General features: G+C 59.7%; 13 protein-coding genes. 6 read left to right on the forward strand and 7 right to left on the reverse strand.

The annotated features are described in order from the left end of the window. Positions 1–57 precede the first annotated feature (57 nt). The 4 genes from AB9K37_RS04655 to AB9K37_RS04670 form a co-directional block, all read right to left on the reverse strand. Positions 58–1,641 (reverse strand): ATP-dependent DNA ligase, encoded by a 1,584-nt coding sequence (locus AB9K37_RS04655; protein ID WP_369835768.1) that lies wholly within the window; start codon positions 1,639–1,641, stop codon positions 58–60. Next, a complete protein-coding gene (locus AB9K37_RS04660; protein WP_369835807.1) occupies positions 1,641–2,663 on the reverse strand; it encodes a ligase-associated DNA damage response exonuclease in 1,023 nt (340 codons plus the stop codon). Before AB9K37_RS04660 ends, AB9K37_RS04655 begins: the two co-directional genes overlap by 1 nt. 45 nt (positions 2,664–2,708) lie before the next feature. Then, a complete protein-coding gene (locus AB9K37_RS04665; protein ID WP_369835769.1) occupies positions 2,709–3,566 on the reverse strand; it encodes an alpha/beta fold hydrolase in 858 nt (285 codons plus the stop codon). Positions 3,567–3,672: 106 nt separating this feature from the next. Beyond that, on the reverse strand, positions 3,673–3,963 hold the full coding sequence (locus AB9K37_RS04670; RefSeq protein WP_369835770.1) for an SCP2 sterol-binding domain-containing protein: 291 nt from the start codon (positions 3,961–3,963) through the stop codon (positions 3,673–3,675). Between the two features lie 115 nt (positions 3,964–4,078). Here AB9K37_RS04670 and AB9K37_RS04675 point away from each other — a divergent pair, with 115 nt between their 5' ends. The 5 genes from AB9K37_RS04675 (at position 4,079) to AB9K37_RS04695 (ending at position 9,025) form a co-directional block, all read left to right on the forward strand. Then, on the forward strand, positions 4,079–4,591 hold the full coding sequence (locus AB9K37_RS04675) for a tetratricopeptide repeat protein (RefSeq protein WP_369835771.1): 513 nt from the start codon (positions 4,079–4,081) through the stop codon (positions 4,589–4,591). Between the two features lie 12 nt (positions 4,592–4,603). After that, positions 4,604–7,480 (forward strand): helicase-related protein, encoded by a 2,877-nt coding sequence (locus AB9K37_RS04680; protein ID WP_369835772.1) that lies wholly within the window; start codon positions 4,604–4,606, stop codon positions 7,478–7,480. Positions 7,481–7,488: 8 nt separating this feature from the next. Continuing rightward, positions 7,489–7,866 (forward strand): RNA-binding S4 domain-containing protein, encoded by a 378-nt coding sequence (locus tag AB9K37_RS04685; RefSeq protein ID WP_369835773.1) that lies wholly within the window; start codon positions 7,489–7,491, stop codon positions 7,864–7,866. Positions 7,867–7,916: 50 nt separating this feature from the next. Beyond that, the gene (gene fdxA / locus AB9K37_RS04690) at positions 7,917–8,255 is read left to right on the forward strand and encodes a ferredoxin FdxA (protein ID WP_303966400.1); all 339 of its coding nucleotides are present in this window, start codon (positions 7,917–7,919) and stop codon (positions 8,253–8,255) included. Between the two features lie 254 nt (positions 8,256–8,509). Further along, on the forward strand, positions 8,510–9,025 hold the full coding sequence (locus AB9K37_RS04695; RefSeq protein WP_369835774.1) for a CarD family transcriptional regulator: 516 nt from the start codon (positions 8,510–8,512) through the stop codon (positions 9,023–9,025). 98 nt (positions 9,026–9,123) lie between these two features. On the opposite strand, the gene cobS is transcribed toward AB9K37_RS04695, so the two are convergent. Next, positions 9,124–9,885 (reverse strand): adenosylcobinamide-GDP ribazoletransferase, encoded by a 762-nt coding sequence (cobS, locus tag AB9K37_RS04700; protein WP_369835775.1) that lies wholly within the window; start codon positions 9,883–9,885, stop codon positions 9,124–9,126. A gap of 71 nt (positions 9,886–9,956) precedes the next feature. Here cobS and cobT point away from each other — a divergent pair, with 71 nt between their 5' ends. Then, on the forward strand, positions 9,957–10,967 hold the full coding sequence (cobT, locus tag AB9K37_RS04705; RefSeq protein ID WP_369835776.1) for a nicotinate-nucleotide--dimethylbenzimidazole phosphoribosyltransferase: 1,011 nt from the start codon (positions 9,957–9,959) through the stop codon (positions 10,965–10,967). A gap of 36 nt (positions 10,968–11,003) precedes the next feature. On the opposite strand, the gene AB9K37_RS04710 is transcribed toward cobT, so the two are convergent. Both AB9K37_RS04710 and pilP read right to left on the reverse strand, forming a co-directional pair. Then, positions 11,004–12,887 carry a cation:proton antiporter gene (locus AB9K37_RS04710; protein ID WP_369835777.1) on the reverse strand — a complete coding sequence of 628 codons (1,884 nt, stop codon included), beginning with the start codon at positions 12,885–12,887 and terminating at the stop codon, positions 11,004–11,006. A 133-nt stretch (positions 12,888–13,020) separates the two neighbouring features. After that, entirely contained in the window at positions 13,021–15,321 is a 2,301-nt protein-coding gene (gene pilP / locus AB9K37_RS04715) for a type IV pilus biogenesis protein PilP (protein ID WP_369835778.1), read from the reverse strand. Positions 15,322–15,392 lie beyond the last annotated feature (71 nt).

Below are 15,392 nucleotides of genomic sequence, written 5' to 3' on the forward strand. Positions count from 1 at the left end.
CTTGCTTGGGACACAGGTAAGAGCGCCCCCGCCGGATGTGCAAGGGGGCGGGGCGAATTAGGGCATCAATGCCTTCAGATCGTCGAGCGTGTTCGCCTCTGACGCAGGTTTGTCGTGGCGCCAGCGCAGCATGCGCGGGAAACGGAGCGCAACGCCGGATTTGTGGCGCGGGCTGTCCATGATCCCTTCGAACCCGATTTCGAAGACATGCTCGGGTGTGACCTGCCGGACGGGGCCAAAGCGTTGCAGGGTGTTTTTACGCACCCAAGCGGTGATCTTGCGGAATTCTGCGTCCGTGAGGCCGGAGTAAGCCTTGGTAAAAGGCACAAGTTCGCCGTTGTTCCAGACCGCAAAGGTGAAGTCGGTGAAAAGGTTTGCGCGCCGTCCATGTCCCGATTGGGCATAGATCATCACGGCGTCGATAGTCAGGGGATCGACCTTCCATTTCCACCAATCGCCTTTCTTGCGGCCTGCAAGATAGGGGCTGTCCAATCGCTTCAGCATCAGCCCCTCGGCATGGGCATCGCGGCTGGTTTCGCGGATGTCTGTCAGGGTTTGCCAGTTGTTGAAGGGCACGACTGGAGAGGGGATTACAGCGGCCTCGGGTGGGATGTCAGCCAGCAGAGTTTCAAGTCGTGCGCGCCGTTCTGCCAAAGGCTTGTCGCGAATGTCTTCGCCCGCGTGTTCCAGCAGGTCATAGGCGCGCAGGACTACGGGCGCGTCTTTCAATAGCTTTTTCGGGACGGTTTTCCGGCCGATCCGTTTTTGCAGTTCGGAAAAGGGCAGAGGTTTGTGCTCGTGCCATGCGAGCACTTCGCCATCGAGCACAGTGCCATCGGGCAGGAAATCCACACTGCGGGCGAACTCGGGAAAGCGGTCGGTGATCAACTCTTCGCCGCGGGACCACAGAAAATGTGTGCCGCCGCGCAGGATCAGCTGTCCGCGAATGCCGTCCCATTTCCATTCAGCTTGCCAGTCTGAGGGCGCACCAAGGGCCTCGGGCGCGTCTTCCAGACCGTAGGCCAGATAAAACGGGTAGGGGCGTGACTTGTCAGCCTCTGTGTCCTGCGCATGGATCAGATCGTGAAAGGTGGTCGTTTCTGGCGTCCAATTGCCCATCAGGCGATGGGCCATCTGCGACTCTTCGGTGTTCGTGGCGCGGGACAGGGCGCGGGTCATGAGCTTTTGGCTGACACCCACGCGAAACCCCCCGGTCAGCAGCTTGTTAAACAGGAACCGCTCGGTCGTGTTTAGGCAGTCCCATGCGTCCAGAACGGCCTCCTTGCGGGTGTCTTCGTCCGCTGGGGTCAGGCTCAGGATTTCGCCCATCCAGTCCGACAGGGTTCGGTTGGTCTGGCGCGTTGCGTCAGGCAGGATCAAGGCGATGGTTTCCGATAGATCGCCGACGATTGGATAGGTTTCCTCGAACAGCCACAGGGGGATGCCTGCCCGTTCCGCCGCCCATTCACGCAGGCGCGTGGTCGTGACGGCGCGCTTCGGGCGACGTCCGGAGAACAGCGCAATGCACCACAGTTTGTCGGGATCGGCGGCGGTTTCAAAATAGTCGGTCAGCGCGGCGACCTTGGCGTTGGTCGAGGTCGTCTGGTCCAGAGCATTGAAGAGGTCGGCAAAGGCTTGCATCAGTCCACCTCTGCCACATCGTCAGTGTCCGCGCCTTCGCCGGTGTATTCGGTGGCGACGATTGCGGAATCGTACCCTTGGCTCAGAAGCCACTGGTTGAAGATTTCGGTGTAGCCGTGCGTCACAAAGACTTTTTCGCAGCCTGTGGCGCGGATTGTGTCGTTCAGGCCAGTCCAATCCGCATGGTCGGACAGGACAAACCCGCGATCTGCGGCGCGGCGCCTGCGGACCCCGCGCAAGCGCATCCACCCGCTGGCAAATCCCGTCGCGGCGCGGCCGAACTTTTTGGCCCAAGGGGTGCCGAACGCCGAAGGGGGCGCGATGACGATGCCGCCCGTGTGGGCTTTGACATCCAGATCGCCGGTGACGCGGGTGGTGGCGGGCAGCGGGTAGCCTTGGGCGCGGAGCACTTCGTTCGTGGCCTCAACCGCGCCATGGGTCAGGATGGGGCCGATGGACGGGTCGAGCAGGGACATCAGCCGTTGCGCCTTGCCCAAGGAGTATGCCCCGAGCAGGGAAAACCGTCCCTCGGCGGCGTTGGCGGCCCACCATGCGTTGATCTCTTCGGAAACGACTGATTGAGGGGCCCATTTGAATGCTGGCAGGCCAAAGGTGCATTCGCTGATAAAGGCGTGGCAGGGGACCAGTTCAAAACTCTCGCACAGGCCGTCCGGCTCGGGTTTGTAGTCGCCCGAGACGACCCAGACCTCGCCGCCGACCTCGATCCGGATTTGCGCCGAGCCGGGTATATGGCCTGCGGGGTGAAAACTGACTGAGGCCCCTCCGATTTGCGTCTTTGCGCCGTAGGGGGTGGTCTGGATCGACACGTCACCCAGCCGGTGGTGCATGACGGGTGCTGCGGCTTCGGTCGCCATGTAGTGCTGATGCCCCCAGCGCGAATGGTCGGAATGCCCGTGAGTGATCAACGCACGATCCACGGGGCGCCAAGGGTCGATGTAGAAATCGCCAGCGGGGCAGTAGATGCCGCGATCGGTAAAGGTCAGAACAGGGTCGGCTCGCATACGGCGAAGGTAGTCCGCCACCGCCGCACTGCCAGAGCATTCCAGTCAGGCGTCAACGTTTTCTTTGGTGCGTTCAACAAAAGCAGCGATTTCGGATATCACACGGCGGCGAATGTCGGGCGTTTCCATCAGCACTTCGTGTTGCGCATTTTCGATCTCGACCAGTTTGCCCTTGGGCCACACGCCCATCCGGCGCTTGATTTCCTGCGGATCGACAATGCTCTCCAAATTGCCAAGGAAACTCAGGGCCGGCAAATCGGGCGAGGGGATGGACGCCAAAGCGACAGTCTCGCGGAGAGCCTGATTTAGCCAGTTCAGGCTAGGGCCGCCAAGCCCGAGTTCAGGCTGTGCGTCGGTCTGGCTGCGCATGTAAGCGTACATGTCGCGGTCCGTGGTCAATGCGTTGCCGAGGAACGGTGCCGCTTCTGTGTAGGGGCGGCGGGAGGTGCTGGGGACGAGCAGATGGCTCAGAGCCACGAGATCAGCCGCCCATGTCACGGTCCATGCCACAGGGCGCAGAATGCCCGGCATTTGGATGCCCCACATGGGCGCTGTAAAGATCACGCCGGCCACCGGCGCACCACGGATCACACTGCGCAACGCGATGCAGCCGCCCATCGAGTGTCCCAGAATATACCATGGCTTGGGCATGTTCATTTCTGCGGCATAGGCCAGAAATGCCGTGACATCGCGTTGGAAGTCGCAGAACTGGTTTACATGGCCAATCAGACGATCACACAGTGCACGGTCTGACAGGCCTTGGCCGCGCCAATCAAGAGTAGCGGTTGCCAGCCCAATATCGGCAAATTCCTGGGCCGTGATCCCGTACTTTTCAATGTATTCCGTCCGGCCGGTGAACAGAAGGATAGAGCCTTTGGCTCCATCCACAGGCCAATGGGCCATGCGCAAACGCACCCCGTCCTCTGACGTCACCCAGTGGGCGGAACCGCCCTGTGGGCCTCTTGCCAAGTCGCTGTAAAACGGGGCCGTTTGCATTGCTTCCAAGGCCTTAGGCTAGGACGCTGCCAAGCTGCATGGCTTTACCCATGTCGCCATCGACACTCAGGCGGCCAGACATGAACGCCGCTGTTGCATCCAGTTCACCATCAAGAATGGATTTGAAGGTGTCGGCATCAGCGGTCAGGGTGACTTCGGCCTCGTCATCGGCGGCGCGGGCGCCGTTTTCGTCGATCAGGATGCTGCCTTCGTCTTCGATCACGAATTTTGCGGTGCCGTCAAAGCCGTCCCCGCCGAGTTTCGCGTTCAACTCCTCGACTGCGGTATCAATCACAGAGCTCATCGTGTCGCCTTTCACATTCTTGTTGCGGCACTCGCTTTTCGCCGCGGTTGGATTACACTGATGAACTATGAACAGATTCCTTGAACCGCTCAAACGTGTCGTCACGGCAAGTTTCATGATAGTCACGATTTCCACACCTGCAATGGCGCAGAGCCCGCAGGAACAGGATTTGCTGGACCGTCTCAAAAAAGCGGACCGCGAAGGCGCACAGGTATTGGCCGAAGACTTGCGGTTGATTTGGGCCAGGTCAGGGTCGCCAATGGTTGATTTGCTTTTGCGCCGCGCCGAAAAGGCTATGGCGGCCGGTGATCTGGACGTTGCGTTGGAACATCTGACAGCCGTGACAGACCATGCTCCCGACTTTGCAGAGGGGCATATGTTGCGGGCTACAACGCTTTACCAGTTGGATCTCTATGGCCCTGCGATGGAAGAGCTGGAGCAAGCGATTGCGCTGAACCCTAACCATTTCGGGGCGCTTTTCGGGGCGGGGATTATTGCCTATGAAACCGGTCAGACAGAGGCTGCGATGACGTTTTTCGACGCGGTCGAGGCTATACATCCCAACTTCGAGCAATTATCTCGGCTCCAACAGGAACTGGACAAAGAGGCGGGCGCGCTCGACCTCTGAGACGAGGGTATAATGGCCAACAGGGGCCGGATCGCGGCCATATTGGGCCCGACCAACACAGGCAAAACCCATTATGCCATCGAACGGATGTTGGGATACCGGACCGGTGTGATCGGTCTGCCCCTGCGTCTTTTGGCGCGCGAGGTTTATGACAAACTGGTCGCCCTGCGGGGGCCTTCGGTCGTGGCCTTGGTGACGGGCGAAGAGCGGATCGTCCCGCCGCGCACCCAGTATTGGGTCTGCACGGTCGAGGCGATGCCCGAAGGTATTGGTGCAGACTTTGTCGCGGTTGATGAAATCCAGCTTTGTGCGGACCCTGAACGGGGACATGTATTTACGGATCGCCTGTTGCGGATGCGCGGGACGAACGAGACCTTGTTTATGGGCAGTGACACCATGCGCGGGCCGATTGCCGCGCTGGTTCCTCATTGCGAGTTCGTGCGCCGCGAACGGATGAGCCAGTTGCTCTACTCTGGCTCAAAGAAAATCAGCCGCATGCGGGCGCGCAGTGCGATCGTCGGGTTCTCGGTGGATAACGTGTACGCCATTGCCGAACTCTTGCGCCGTCAAAAGGGTGGCGCGGCGGTGGTGATGGGGGCGCTGAGCCCGCGGACGCGGAACGCTCAGGTCGAACTCTATCAGAACGGGGATGTGGATTATCTGGTGGCGACTGATGCCATCGGGATGGGACTGAACCTTGATATCGACCACGTGGCGTTTTCCAGCCTGATCAAATTCGATGGCCGCCGGATGCGAGAGTTGCACCCCAACGAACTTGCCCAGATCGCGGGCCGTGCGGGTCGGGGCATGTCGGATGGCACATTCGGTACGACGGGCGAGGCCCCGCCGCTGGATGACGAGGTCGCTGATGCGATCATGGAGCATCGCTTTACTCCGCTACAAAAGCTGCAGTGGCGGAATCACGACCTGCGGTTTGGCCATGTGGATGCGTTGATCGATTCCCTCGAGCAAGGCTCGAAAGATCCCCGTTTGCTCAAAGCGCGCGAGGCAGACGATCTGCGGGTTCTGAAAACTCTGTCTGCGGTGGATGAGATCCGCGCACGGACCCACGATGGGACCAGTGTAAAACTGCTGTGGGATGTCTGCCGAATTCCCGATTTCAGGGGGATCAGTAGTGGTGAACACGCCACACTTCTGGAGCAAATCTACCGTTTTTTGCATCAGGATGGCCGAGTTCCCGATGATTGGCTCGCCAGACAGATCAAACGCATTGACCGGACGCAAGGCGACATAGATACCCTATCCAAGAGGCTCGCGTTCATTCGGACTTGGACATATGTCGCGCAGCGTTCTGGCTGGGTCCGTGACGAAAGTCATTGGCGTGGCGAAACAAGGGCGGTAGAAGACCGCTTGTCAGATGCGCTGCACGAGCGCTTGACGCAGAGATTTGTGGACCGGCGCACATCCGTGCTTTTGCGCCGGCTCAAGCAGAAGGAGGCCCTTTTGGCCGAAGTAAACGACAAGGGTGAAGTGACCATCGAAGGAGAATTCGTTGGTCGTCTCGAAGGGTTCCGTTTCCGTCAGGACAAGGGCAGCAGCCCCGACGAAGCGAAAACCGTAGCCAAGGCAAGCTTGCAGGCGCTGGCGCCTCATTTCCATCTGCGCGCAGACAAGTTCTACAACGCGCCCGATACCGAAATCGACTTCACCGAACAGGGTGGTCTGATGTGGGGTACGGATGCGGTTGGCAAACTGGTCGCCGGATCGGATCCGCTCAAGCCCGAGGTTGTCGCCTTTGTCGATGACGAAGCTGGTGCAGACGTGGCTCAGAAGGTGCAGCGCCGTCTGCAGCACTTTATTGACCGCAAGATCGCGACCCTGTTCGAGCCCCTGATGAACCTGTCCAAGGACGAGGCTCTGTCGGGGCTGGCCCGGGGTTTCGCCTTCCGCATGGTCGAGGGCCTGGGTGTGCTGGAACGTGCGCCCATCGCTGACGAAGTCAAATCGCTGGATCAGGACGCTCGCGGCGCGCTGCGCAAGCACGGTATCCGTTTCGGCCAGTTCACCATCTTTATGCCTCTGCTGCTGAAGCCCGCGCCGACCCGTCTGCGCTTGGTTTTGTGGTCGCTGGCAAATGGTCTGGATGCCTTCCCCGAGGCGCCGCCTCCGGGTTTGGTGACCGTTCCTGCGCAATCTGACGCGCCAGAGGGCTACTTTACCATGGCGGGCTACCGTCAGGCCGGCGAACGCGCGATCCGCATCGATATGCTGGAGCGTTTGGCAGACATGCTGCGGTCCGAAGACAGCCGCGGCGGTTTCGAAGCCAAGCCCGACATGCTGTCAATCACTGGCATGACACTGGAGCAGTTCGCGGCTCTGATGGAAGGTCTGGGCTACCGTGCTGAAAAAGGCGAGCGCGCCAAGGTCAAAGCCGTCGATGCCGTGATGGCTGATCCCGCATTGGCCGCTGGCGAAGAGGCTCCTGCCGCTGACATCGCACCTGAAGTGGCCGCAATCGAAGACGAAGGCATCGCGCCCGTCGCCGAGGAAGCACCTGAGGCTGCCGAAGTCCCTGCGGAAATCGCTGAAACTCCTGCCGAAGAAGTGGCTGTGGGCGAAGCGGCGGATGCTGGTGCTGCCGGTGCCGAGATGGAAGTGTTCTACACCTTCACTTGGGGTCGTCAGCGCAACAATAACCGTGGCGGAGAGCGTCGTGGTGGTGGGCGCAACAACCGCTCCGAGGGAGGCAAGCGCGCCGATGGCGAGCGTCCCCGCGGCAAAGGAAAGCCCAAGGGCAAGGGCGGACCCAAAGGTGGCAAGCCCCAAGGTCCGCGCGTGCACAGCGCACGTCCGCCCAAGGCAGACAAGCCGATTGATCCCGATAACCCCTTCGCAGCAGCTCTGATGGGCCTGCGGGACAAGACCTAAGGGGCGCCTTGTCGGACGCTGAAAAAACAAAGCTGCGCGTGGACAAATGGTTGTGGCACGCGCGGTTTTTCAAAAGCAGGTCATTGGCCGCACAGGTGGTGTCGGCCGGTCACCTCAGAATCAACGGAAATCATGCGTCAAAACCCTCGGCCAATGTCACGGCCGGAGATGTGTTGACGTTTCCGCAGGCCAATCGTGTCCGTGTTGTCAAAATTGCTGCCCTAGGGGAAAGGCGTGGACCCGCCCCCGAAGCGCAAACGCTGTACGAGGATCTGAGCCCACCCGAGGACAAAGGTCCTAAAAATCCGGCATTTGAAGGAAGCGGACGTCCCACTAAGAAAGATCGTCGCAATCTCGATCTTCTCCGCCGCGAGAGCCTTGAATGATCTGTCTGTCTGGCCTAGCTATCGGCCAAGTTTAAAGAGCGAGAGACCCGATGACCTACGTCGTTACAGATAACTGCATCGCCTGCAAATACACCGACTGCGTCGAGGTATGTCCTGTGGACTGCTTCTACGAGGGTGAGAACATGCTTGTTATCCACCCCGACGAGTGCATTGACTGTGGTGTGTGTGAACCTGAATGCCCCGCCGATGCAATCCGTCCTGATACCGAGCCGGACATGGAAAAGTGGGTCGAGTTCAACCGCAAGTACTCGGAAATGTGGCCGGTTATCACCGAACGCAAGGACCCGCTGCCAGAAGCGACCGAGCGCGATGGCGAAGGCGACAAGATCACCAAATACTTCTCTGAAGTGGCTGGTGAGGGGAACTGATTCCCCTAGCGATTCTGTCGGTTTTTCGCAGGATGCTCCCATCTCGTTGATTCACGAGGGTTTCACGCTTGGGTGTGGCCCTTTGAATGATGGGCAAAATCTGTTATACAGTCGTGTAATATATCGAAACCGATGTATCCCCGCGGTGTTGAGACGGGGGTAATCATCCGGCGACTGAAGGACACCCGAGCGCAATCTTTTCAGATTGCGGCGCGGTTTTTTTGTCCTCTGATGCCCCTGCGAGGAAGGATTGCATGAGCAAATCTAAAGCCCCCGAATTTCGTCCCAATGACTATGTTGTGTACCCGGCTCACGGCGTCGGTCAGATCATGTCCATCGAAGAACAGGAAATTGCCGGCCTCAAGCTGGAGCTGTTCGTAATCTCGTTCGAGAAGGACAAGATGACCCTGCGCGTGCCGACCAACAAAGCTGCTGAAGCCGGTCTTCGGTCGCTGTCGACTCCGGACGTGATTTCGCAGGCGATGGCCACCCTGAAGGGCAAGGCCAAAGTGAAGCGCGCGATGTGGTCGCGCCGCGCTCAGGAATATGAACAGAAGATCAACTCGGGCGATCTGATTGCGATTGCTGAAGTTGTACGTGACTTGCACCGTGCTGACGATCAGCGCGAGCAGAGCTACTCGGAACGTCAGCTGTACGAAGCGGCTCTGGAGCGTCTGACCCGCGAAGTGGCGGCAGTCACAGACGGAGACGAAAATGCTGCGGCCAAGAAAGTCGATGACGTGCTGATGTCTCGTGCTGCTGCTGCGTAAGCTGCCAGACAATTGGAATTGTCAGAGCCGCCCTTGGATGGGGCGGCTTTTTTCGTTTTCGGGGGCGCGTGAGGTGCAGGTGGCGCAAGTGGGTATTTTTACCAAGAAAGAGACGAGGTCGCGGCGAGGGCGATAAGCGCGGTGATCTCTGTCAGCTGTTGCGAGGCGCCTAGGATGTCACCGGTTTGTCCGCCGATTTTTTTGAAGGCGATTAAGGCCCAGATGAGGGCGGTCAGACCTGCTATGAGGCATGGGATGGGGCCGAGTAGGGGCCATGCGATAATCAGGCCGAGCGCGGCGGAAGTCATGGCTGTTCTGCGAAATGGTGCGCCGACCGCGCTGGAGAGGCCGCTTTTACGGGCGTTGGGAAGGAATGCCATGAGGGGGGACATGGCGCTGCGGCTGAGCGCGCCGAGAGCTGCGAGGAGGAGGACCGGGTTTGTTGCGCCGATGACCAGAGAGAGCAGCGCAGTCCGCCAGATCAGCGATATGGCTATGGCGATGACGCCGTAAGCCCCTGTACGGCTGTCTTTCATGATTTCGAGCCGGCGTTCGGGGGTCCAGCCGCCCCAAAGCCCGTCGGCACTGTCAGCGAGGCCGTCTTCGTGCATGGCGCCCGTGATGATCACGGATGTGGTCAGTGCTCCGATTGCTTGAATCATCGGAGGCAGGCCAAGTGCCCCAAGGCCCCACGCAACCGTGCCTGCAACCACACCGAGGATCGCACCAGCTAGTGGATAGGCCCAAGTGGCGCGGGCAGACCGTGATGTGGCGCGTTCTGTATCGACGCGCACGGGGATACGCGACATAAGGCCCATTGCGGCCGGTAGGTCTTGCCAGTGAAAGAAGGGCTGTGTCATGGGCACATCGCTGGTTGAGGCGGATTGGCGTTACATATCGGCTTTGGCACACGAATCAACAGGGGGGGCCTATGGGACAGACCGAAACCTTTGCGGCTGAAATGACCGCAGCGCTACAGGCAGCACAGGGACCAAGTGCAGCGGCGCAGGCCGAGGCGTCGGCGCGCAATGACGTGCTGACCAAGCCTCCGGGTGCTTTGGGTCGACTTGAGGATTTGGCAATCTGGTACGCCAGCTGGCGCGGGAATGCACGCCCCGAGATCAAGGCCCCGCAGGTCATCATTTTTGCGGGCAACCACGGAGTTGTGGCGCAGGGGATTTCGGCGTTCCCGCCCGAGGTGACCGTGCAGATGGTGGCAAACTTTGAGGGCGAAGGTGCGGCGATCAACCAGTTGGCCAAGCTGCATGGCGCCGAGATGGCAGTCGTATCACTAGAATTGGACCGCCCCACGGCAGATTTCACCCAAGGACCCGCGATGGATGCAGCGGATTTGGATACTGCGCTCAAAGCAGGCTGGGATGCTGTGAACTCTGAGTCCGATCTGCTGGTTGTGGGCGAGATGGGGATCGGCAACACCACGGCGGCGGCGGCGATTGCTCTGGCGCTCTTTGGGGGCGAGGCGGCAGATTGGGCCGGACGGGGCACCGGCCTTGACGATGCAGGGGTCGCGCGCAAATCCGAGGTGATCGCCAAGGCGCTGCAGGTCAATGCGCCTCAAGGGCCTATGGAGGTCTTGCGCTGCGTCGGTGGCCGAGAGATTGCGGCGATGGCTGGTGCCATTGCCCGTGCGCGGGTCGAGGGGATTCCGGTTATTCTTGATGGCTTCATCTGCTGCTCTGCGGCAGCGGTGCTGGACCGATTGGTGGAGGGTGCGCTCGATCATTGCGTCGCAGGCCATCAGAGCGCTGAGGCGGCGCATGGGCGCGTACTGGCGGCTCTGGGCAAAGAGCCTTTGTTGTCGCTAGGGCTGCGTTTGGGAGAGGGGTCTGGCGCTGCTTTGGCCATCGGTGTCCTGAAGGGGGCCATTGCATGTCATTCGGGCATGGCGTCCTTTGCCGAGGCTGGCGTTAGCGACGGCTGAAACCGCCAGCATTCGTAGAACACGGGAAGGCGTCCCTTAGGACGCCTTTTTCTTTGCCTCGGCCTGAGCTTCAAGCTGCGCGAGTAGGTTGGTTTCCAGCTCTTTCTCTAGCTCTTTTGCCCGGGCGATATACGCTTCGTTCTCGATCGACGGTACGTCTGGTTTCCAGAGTTTCGCCAGTTCGCTGACGGTGTAGCGATCGTGCTGGTAAAACACGCGGCGGGCTTCGGCAGCTTCGAATTCTGTCATGCCAAGGTTTTCGAGAACATAGCGCCCTGCACGCAAGGAGCTGTCGAACAGCTCTCGGACGATGTCGTTCGCGCCGGCAGCGTAGAGCGAATAAACGTGGTTGCGGTCATGGGCGCGGGCGATGATGTGCAGGTCGGGATTTTGCTTCCGCGCATATGTCACCAGCTTGGTGGTTGAGGCGGGATCATCCAAGGCTACCACAAGAATGCGTGCTTCGTTCAGGCCAGCTGCGCGCAGCAGGTCGGGACGCGTCGGGTCACCCAGAAACCCTTTGAACCCAAATTTGCGCATCAGTTGGATGGTCTGGATGTCATGGTCGATGACTACCGTCTTGTAGCCGCACGATTGCACCATCCGGTTCACAATCTGGCCAAACCGACCGATGCCTGCGATAATTACGGGGCCTGTGTCGTTAATTTCGTCCTCGACTATTGGCGCAGCCGCAGCATTTGCGCCGCGTGCCTTGCGCTCGAAAATGATAAAGAGCAGGGGTGTGATCAACATGGTCAAGGCGATCACAAGCAGAAAGACCTGTCCTTGGGCGCTGTTCAGAGCGCCTGTTTGGGTCGAGAACGACACAAGGACGAAGCCGAATTCGCCCGCTTGAGCGAGACCTAAAGTGAAAAGCCAGCGGCCCCTCGGTCGGAGGCGAAATAGCCGTGCGATGATGTAAAGAACCGACCCTTTGATTAACAACACCGTAGCGGCCATGCCCAGGATCATCAGGGGCTTGGCAAAGAGCAAACCGAAATTGATCCCAGCGCCAACGGTTATAAAGAACAGCCCCAAGAGCAGTCCTTTGAAAGGTTCGAGGTCGCTTTCCAGTTCATGCCGAAACTCTGTATTGGCCAGAACCACACCGGCCAGAAAGGTGCCGAGTGCGGGCGACAAGCCCACCATAGTCATCAGAAGGCCGATGCCGACGACAATCAATAGCGCCAGCGCGGTATACATCTCGCGCAGTTTGGCCGCGTGAATGTAGCGAAATACAGGGCGGGTCAGATAAATACCGGTCAGGATAATCGCCACGACAGCGCCTAGGGTCACGAGTGTGACGCCCCAACCGGGTAGTCCGTCAACCAAGCTGATCGCGTGGTGCCCCGCGTCATCAGCACTTGGGATCTGGATGGAACCATCCTCTGCAAAGCCTGGCCCTTGGACCAGAGCAAGTAGAGGCAAAACCGCCAGCATCGGGATCACAGCGATATCTTGCGTGAGCAAGACAGAGAAGGTCGCGCGTCCGCCGTTGGTTTGAACCAGCCCTTTTTCCGTGAGCGTCTGAAGCACGATTGCAGTGGATGAAAGCGATAGCAGCATCCCGCCTGCAAGCGCTGTTTGCCAGTCGTACCCCATCCATATTCCTATAGCGGTGAAGGCTCCGGTTGTCAGGGAAATTTGAAGCCCGCCCATGCCAATGAGCTTTTGTCGCATGTTCCACAGCGTACGAGGCTCAAGTTCCAATCCGATCAGGAACAGCATGACGACCACGCCATATTCGGCGAAATGCTGCAAATCTTGTGTCTCTGACCCGACAAGCCCCAAGACTGGCCCGATCATAATGCCGGCCGCGATATAGCCGAGAACAGAGCCGAGACCCAGTCGCGCCGCAATGGGCACAGCAATCACGGCGGCACCCAGATAAATCAAAATGTCTAAGAGGATGACGTCCATAGTCGCGGGTCTTCCGTAGCTTCTCTGAACGTCAGTTTAAAATGAAACGGAGGTATTGCCAGAGACGCAAAGTCGCAAAGTTTAAATTGGTTCTAAACTGTGGCATTTGGCGAAGCGCTTGGGGCGGGTCAGGTTAGCCTTTGGGCATTTCCAGAACGATATTTCTGCCGCCCTTGACCAGACGGATGGCATCCGCGCTGATGGCGGTTACTTTGCTGCCGTCAATTCTGTCGCCGACTTTGACCTTCTTATAACGCCCGTTGGGCAACCGCAGCAGGGCACGACGGCTCGAGTCCGAACCGTAGACGCCGATAAGGTTCAGTTTGCGCAAGGCGAGCACGTTGCTCTCGGTTGCAGCCTTGGACACCGATGCCTTGGATGGGATCGAGGGCTGCACCGATTTCCGCGGGGCTGCAGAGGCGACCTGTTGCTGCTGTGGCGCAGGCTTGGTCGATTCGGTGATTTTGCCGAAATCTTGCGGACGCGCCTTGGGAACCAAAGAGGCGGTGGCCAGTGCGTCGTCGACAGCGGCATTCACAGCATCCTGTTCCACGGGCTGGCTCAGACCGGCCGTGCTTCCACCGGACGCTTCGCGCAGGGCGTCCATGACGGCCGTTGCAGTTTCGGGCGACGCGCTGGCCAATTGCGCTTCGGGGGCCAGATCGGCAGGGCGCGCTTGGGGGCGGGACATCGCCATTTCGGCCATGGTGCGGCCGCCGAAACGGGCGCGCTCAATCTTCTCTGCCAAGTCGTCTGGACGGGCCGAGGGTCGCAGTTTGTATTCAGGCTCTGCTTCGGCAGACTCCTCGGTGGTACCTGCGTCGGCGACTTGCTCTTCGCCTTCTGGGTCCACCTCGGGGGTTAGGTCAGGGCGGGCAGGGGGCACCACCGGCGGAGTGCCGAGGAAAACGCGGTAGCCCCCCGGGGCAAGCGTGCCTTCGGGGGTAGGCTCCACAAGGCCGTTTTCGTCCAAGGTAAACTCGTGCTCGGGCGCAGTCGGGAGCGATTGGCGTGGCGGCAACTCGTCATTGGCCAAGGCAGAGGGCGACGGCAAAGACACCGCGTCGAGCGAGGGAACAGTTTGATCCTTAGAGGGGACAAACGCGTCATGTTCCTCTGCGGTCTGAGGAGGCGCTGGAGCAGTCGGAGCAATCGCATAGATGCCTTCGCGTTCATACAGCGCGGCCAAGTCTTCGGGGCTGATTTCGACGACCGCGGGGGGCGCGGATTCTGGCGCGACTGGTCGGCGCGGCAACAGGTCTTCGGCCTCGCCAAGCATGGCAAAGGTCTCGTCGACTTCCTCGGAACTTGGGGCAGGAGTGGTTGGCTGGTCTTTAATCGGGGCGCTGGCCTCGGGTTCGTTTTCCAGCTCTGCCAAATCCAGATCGGTGTCCGGTACGGTGGTGATGGGGATCGCAACAGGCTCTGTGCCCGCGATATCTTGGGGTTCGGACCCCGTAAGTAAAGTGGCCGTGGCGCCAACCACCCCCATCAAAAGCACGACCGCCGCGGTCGCCAGCATACCGAGTTTTGCCGGTTCCTGATTGCGTGGGAGGGGCAGCTTGGAGGAGGCCAGCATCCCACCGATCATCGTAAAGACACCGGGCGCCACATCTTTGCGTTCGGCCTTTAGCGCGTTCGCGCTTTTTTTCGGCGGGGCATTGGGAACCGTGCGTTCGGCCGTCAGCGTGGCCGCGCTTTGGTCTGGGGTGATCTCGGCTGGCTCTTCTGGCGTTGTTACCTCGACGAACGGTGCTTCGGCGGCATCCTCGCGGGCCTTGGTCGCAGTGACCATTTCCGAAAACGGATTCGTTTCGTCTTTGGCTTCGAAATCGGGCAGCGGGATTTTGTCATCCACGGTCCCGATGCGATCAATCTTTATCTTGGCGACGCCGGTAACCGTGATCAGCGCGCTATCGCGGTGGACTTCTTCGCCCTTGGGCATAACTTCGCGGGCGTGCAGTGATGTCCCGAGGTAGGGCTCGGCAGGGTAATTCGCCTCTGGGGCGGGTATTGCCGCAAAGGAGTAGGGCATGAACCCATGCTCGATCGCGAACCCCTCGGCCTCGTCCAAGGTATCATGGGCCACAGCGGCGACAGAGACTGTCCCATCCGGCAGGCGGATGCAGTCGAAATTGAGCTGCTCCACGCGATAGGGCGTTGCACCCTCTAGCGCGATGCGGGCAGAGCTGCGCTCGGCTCCCGCCGGGACGCCCGACAATGTCAGATAGCGAATTTGTTCGTCAGGGATAATGATCTTGCAGAACACGCCCTCTGGCGCCAGTTGCAGAGCTTTTTCGCGCAATTCTGCGAGGGCGTCGGACAGGTCCGGCGTATCCAGCGAAATTTCTCCGACCAGAAGCCAGCCGTTATCCGCCCGCTGTAGCAGGCTAATACCGTTAAAAGTCAGAGACAGTGCGAAATTCGTTATCATTCTTCAGTCATACCACCTGCCCCCAAGGGGGGTAGCTTTGCCCATGAGTGTGCGAAAGAATATAGCAGGAA

It is taken from the genome of Donghicola sp. XS_ASV15, assembly GCF_041224595.1.
Classification (GTDB): Bacteria; Pseudomonadota; Alphaproteobacteria; order Rhodobacterales; family Rhodobacteraceae; genus Donghicola.

Bases quoted from the DNA above. Each gene is read 5' to 3' on its own strand.
- AB9K37_RS04665 (WP_369835769.1), bottom strand. From the start codon at position 3,566: ATGGCCCATTGGCCTGTGGATGGAGCCAAAGGCTCTATCCTTCTGTTC.
- AB9K37_RS04680 (WP_369835772.1), top strand. From the start codon at position 4,604: ATGGCCAACAGGGGCCGGATCGCGGCCATATTGGGCCCGACCAACACA.
- AB9K37_RS04660 (WP_369835807.1), bottom strand. From the start codon at position 2,663: ATGCGAGCCGACCCTGTTCTGACCTTTACCGATCGCGGCATCTACTGC.
- AB9K37_RS04710 (WP_369835777.1), bottom strand. From the start codon at position 12,887: ATGGACGTCATCCTCTTAGACATTTTGATTTATCTGGGTGCCGCCGTG.
- AB9K37_RS04695 (WP_369835774.1), top strand. From the start codon at position 8,510: ATGAGCAAATCTAAAGCCCCCGAATTTCGTCCCAATGACTATGTTGTG.
- AB9K37_RS04670 (WP_369835770.1), bottom strand. From the start codon at position 3,963: ATGAGCTCTGTGATTGATACCGCAGTCGAGGAGTTGAACGCGAAACTC.
- fdxA (WP_303966400.1), top strand. From the start codon at position 7,917: ATGACCTACGTCGTTACAGATAACTGCATCGCCTGCAAATACACCGAC.
- cobT (WP_369835776.1), top strand. From the start codon at position 9,957: ATGGGACAGACCGAAACCTTTGCGGCTGAAATGACCGCAGCGCTACAG.
- cobS (WP_369835775.1), bottom strand. From the start codon at position 9,885: ATGACACAGCCCTTCTTTCACTGGCAAGACCTACCGGCCGCAATGGGC.
- AB9K37_RS04675 (WP_369835771.1), top strand. From the start codon at position 4,079: ATGATAGTCACGATTTCCACACCTGCAATGGCGCAGAGCCCGCAGGAA.
- pilP (WP_369835778.1), bottom strand. From the start codon at position 15,321: ATGATAACGAATTTCGCACTGTCTCTGACTTTTAACGGTATTAGCCTG.
- AB9K37_RS04655 (WP_369835768.1), bottom strand. From the start codon at position 1,641: ATGCAAGCCTTTGCCGACCTCTTCAATGCTCTGGACCAGACGACCTCG.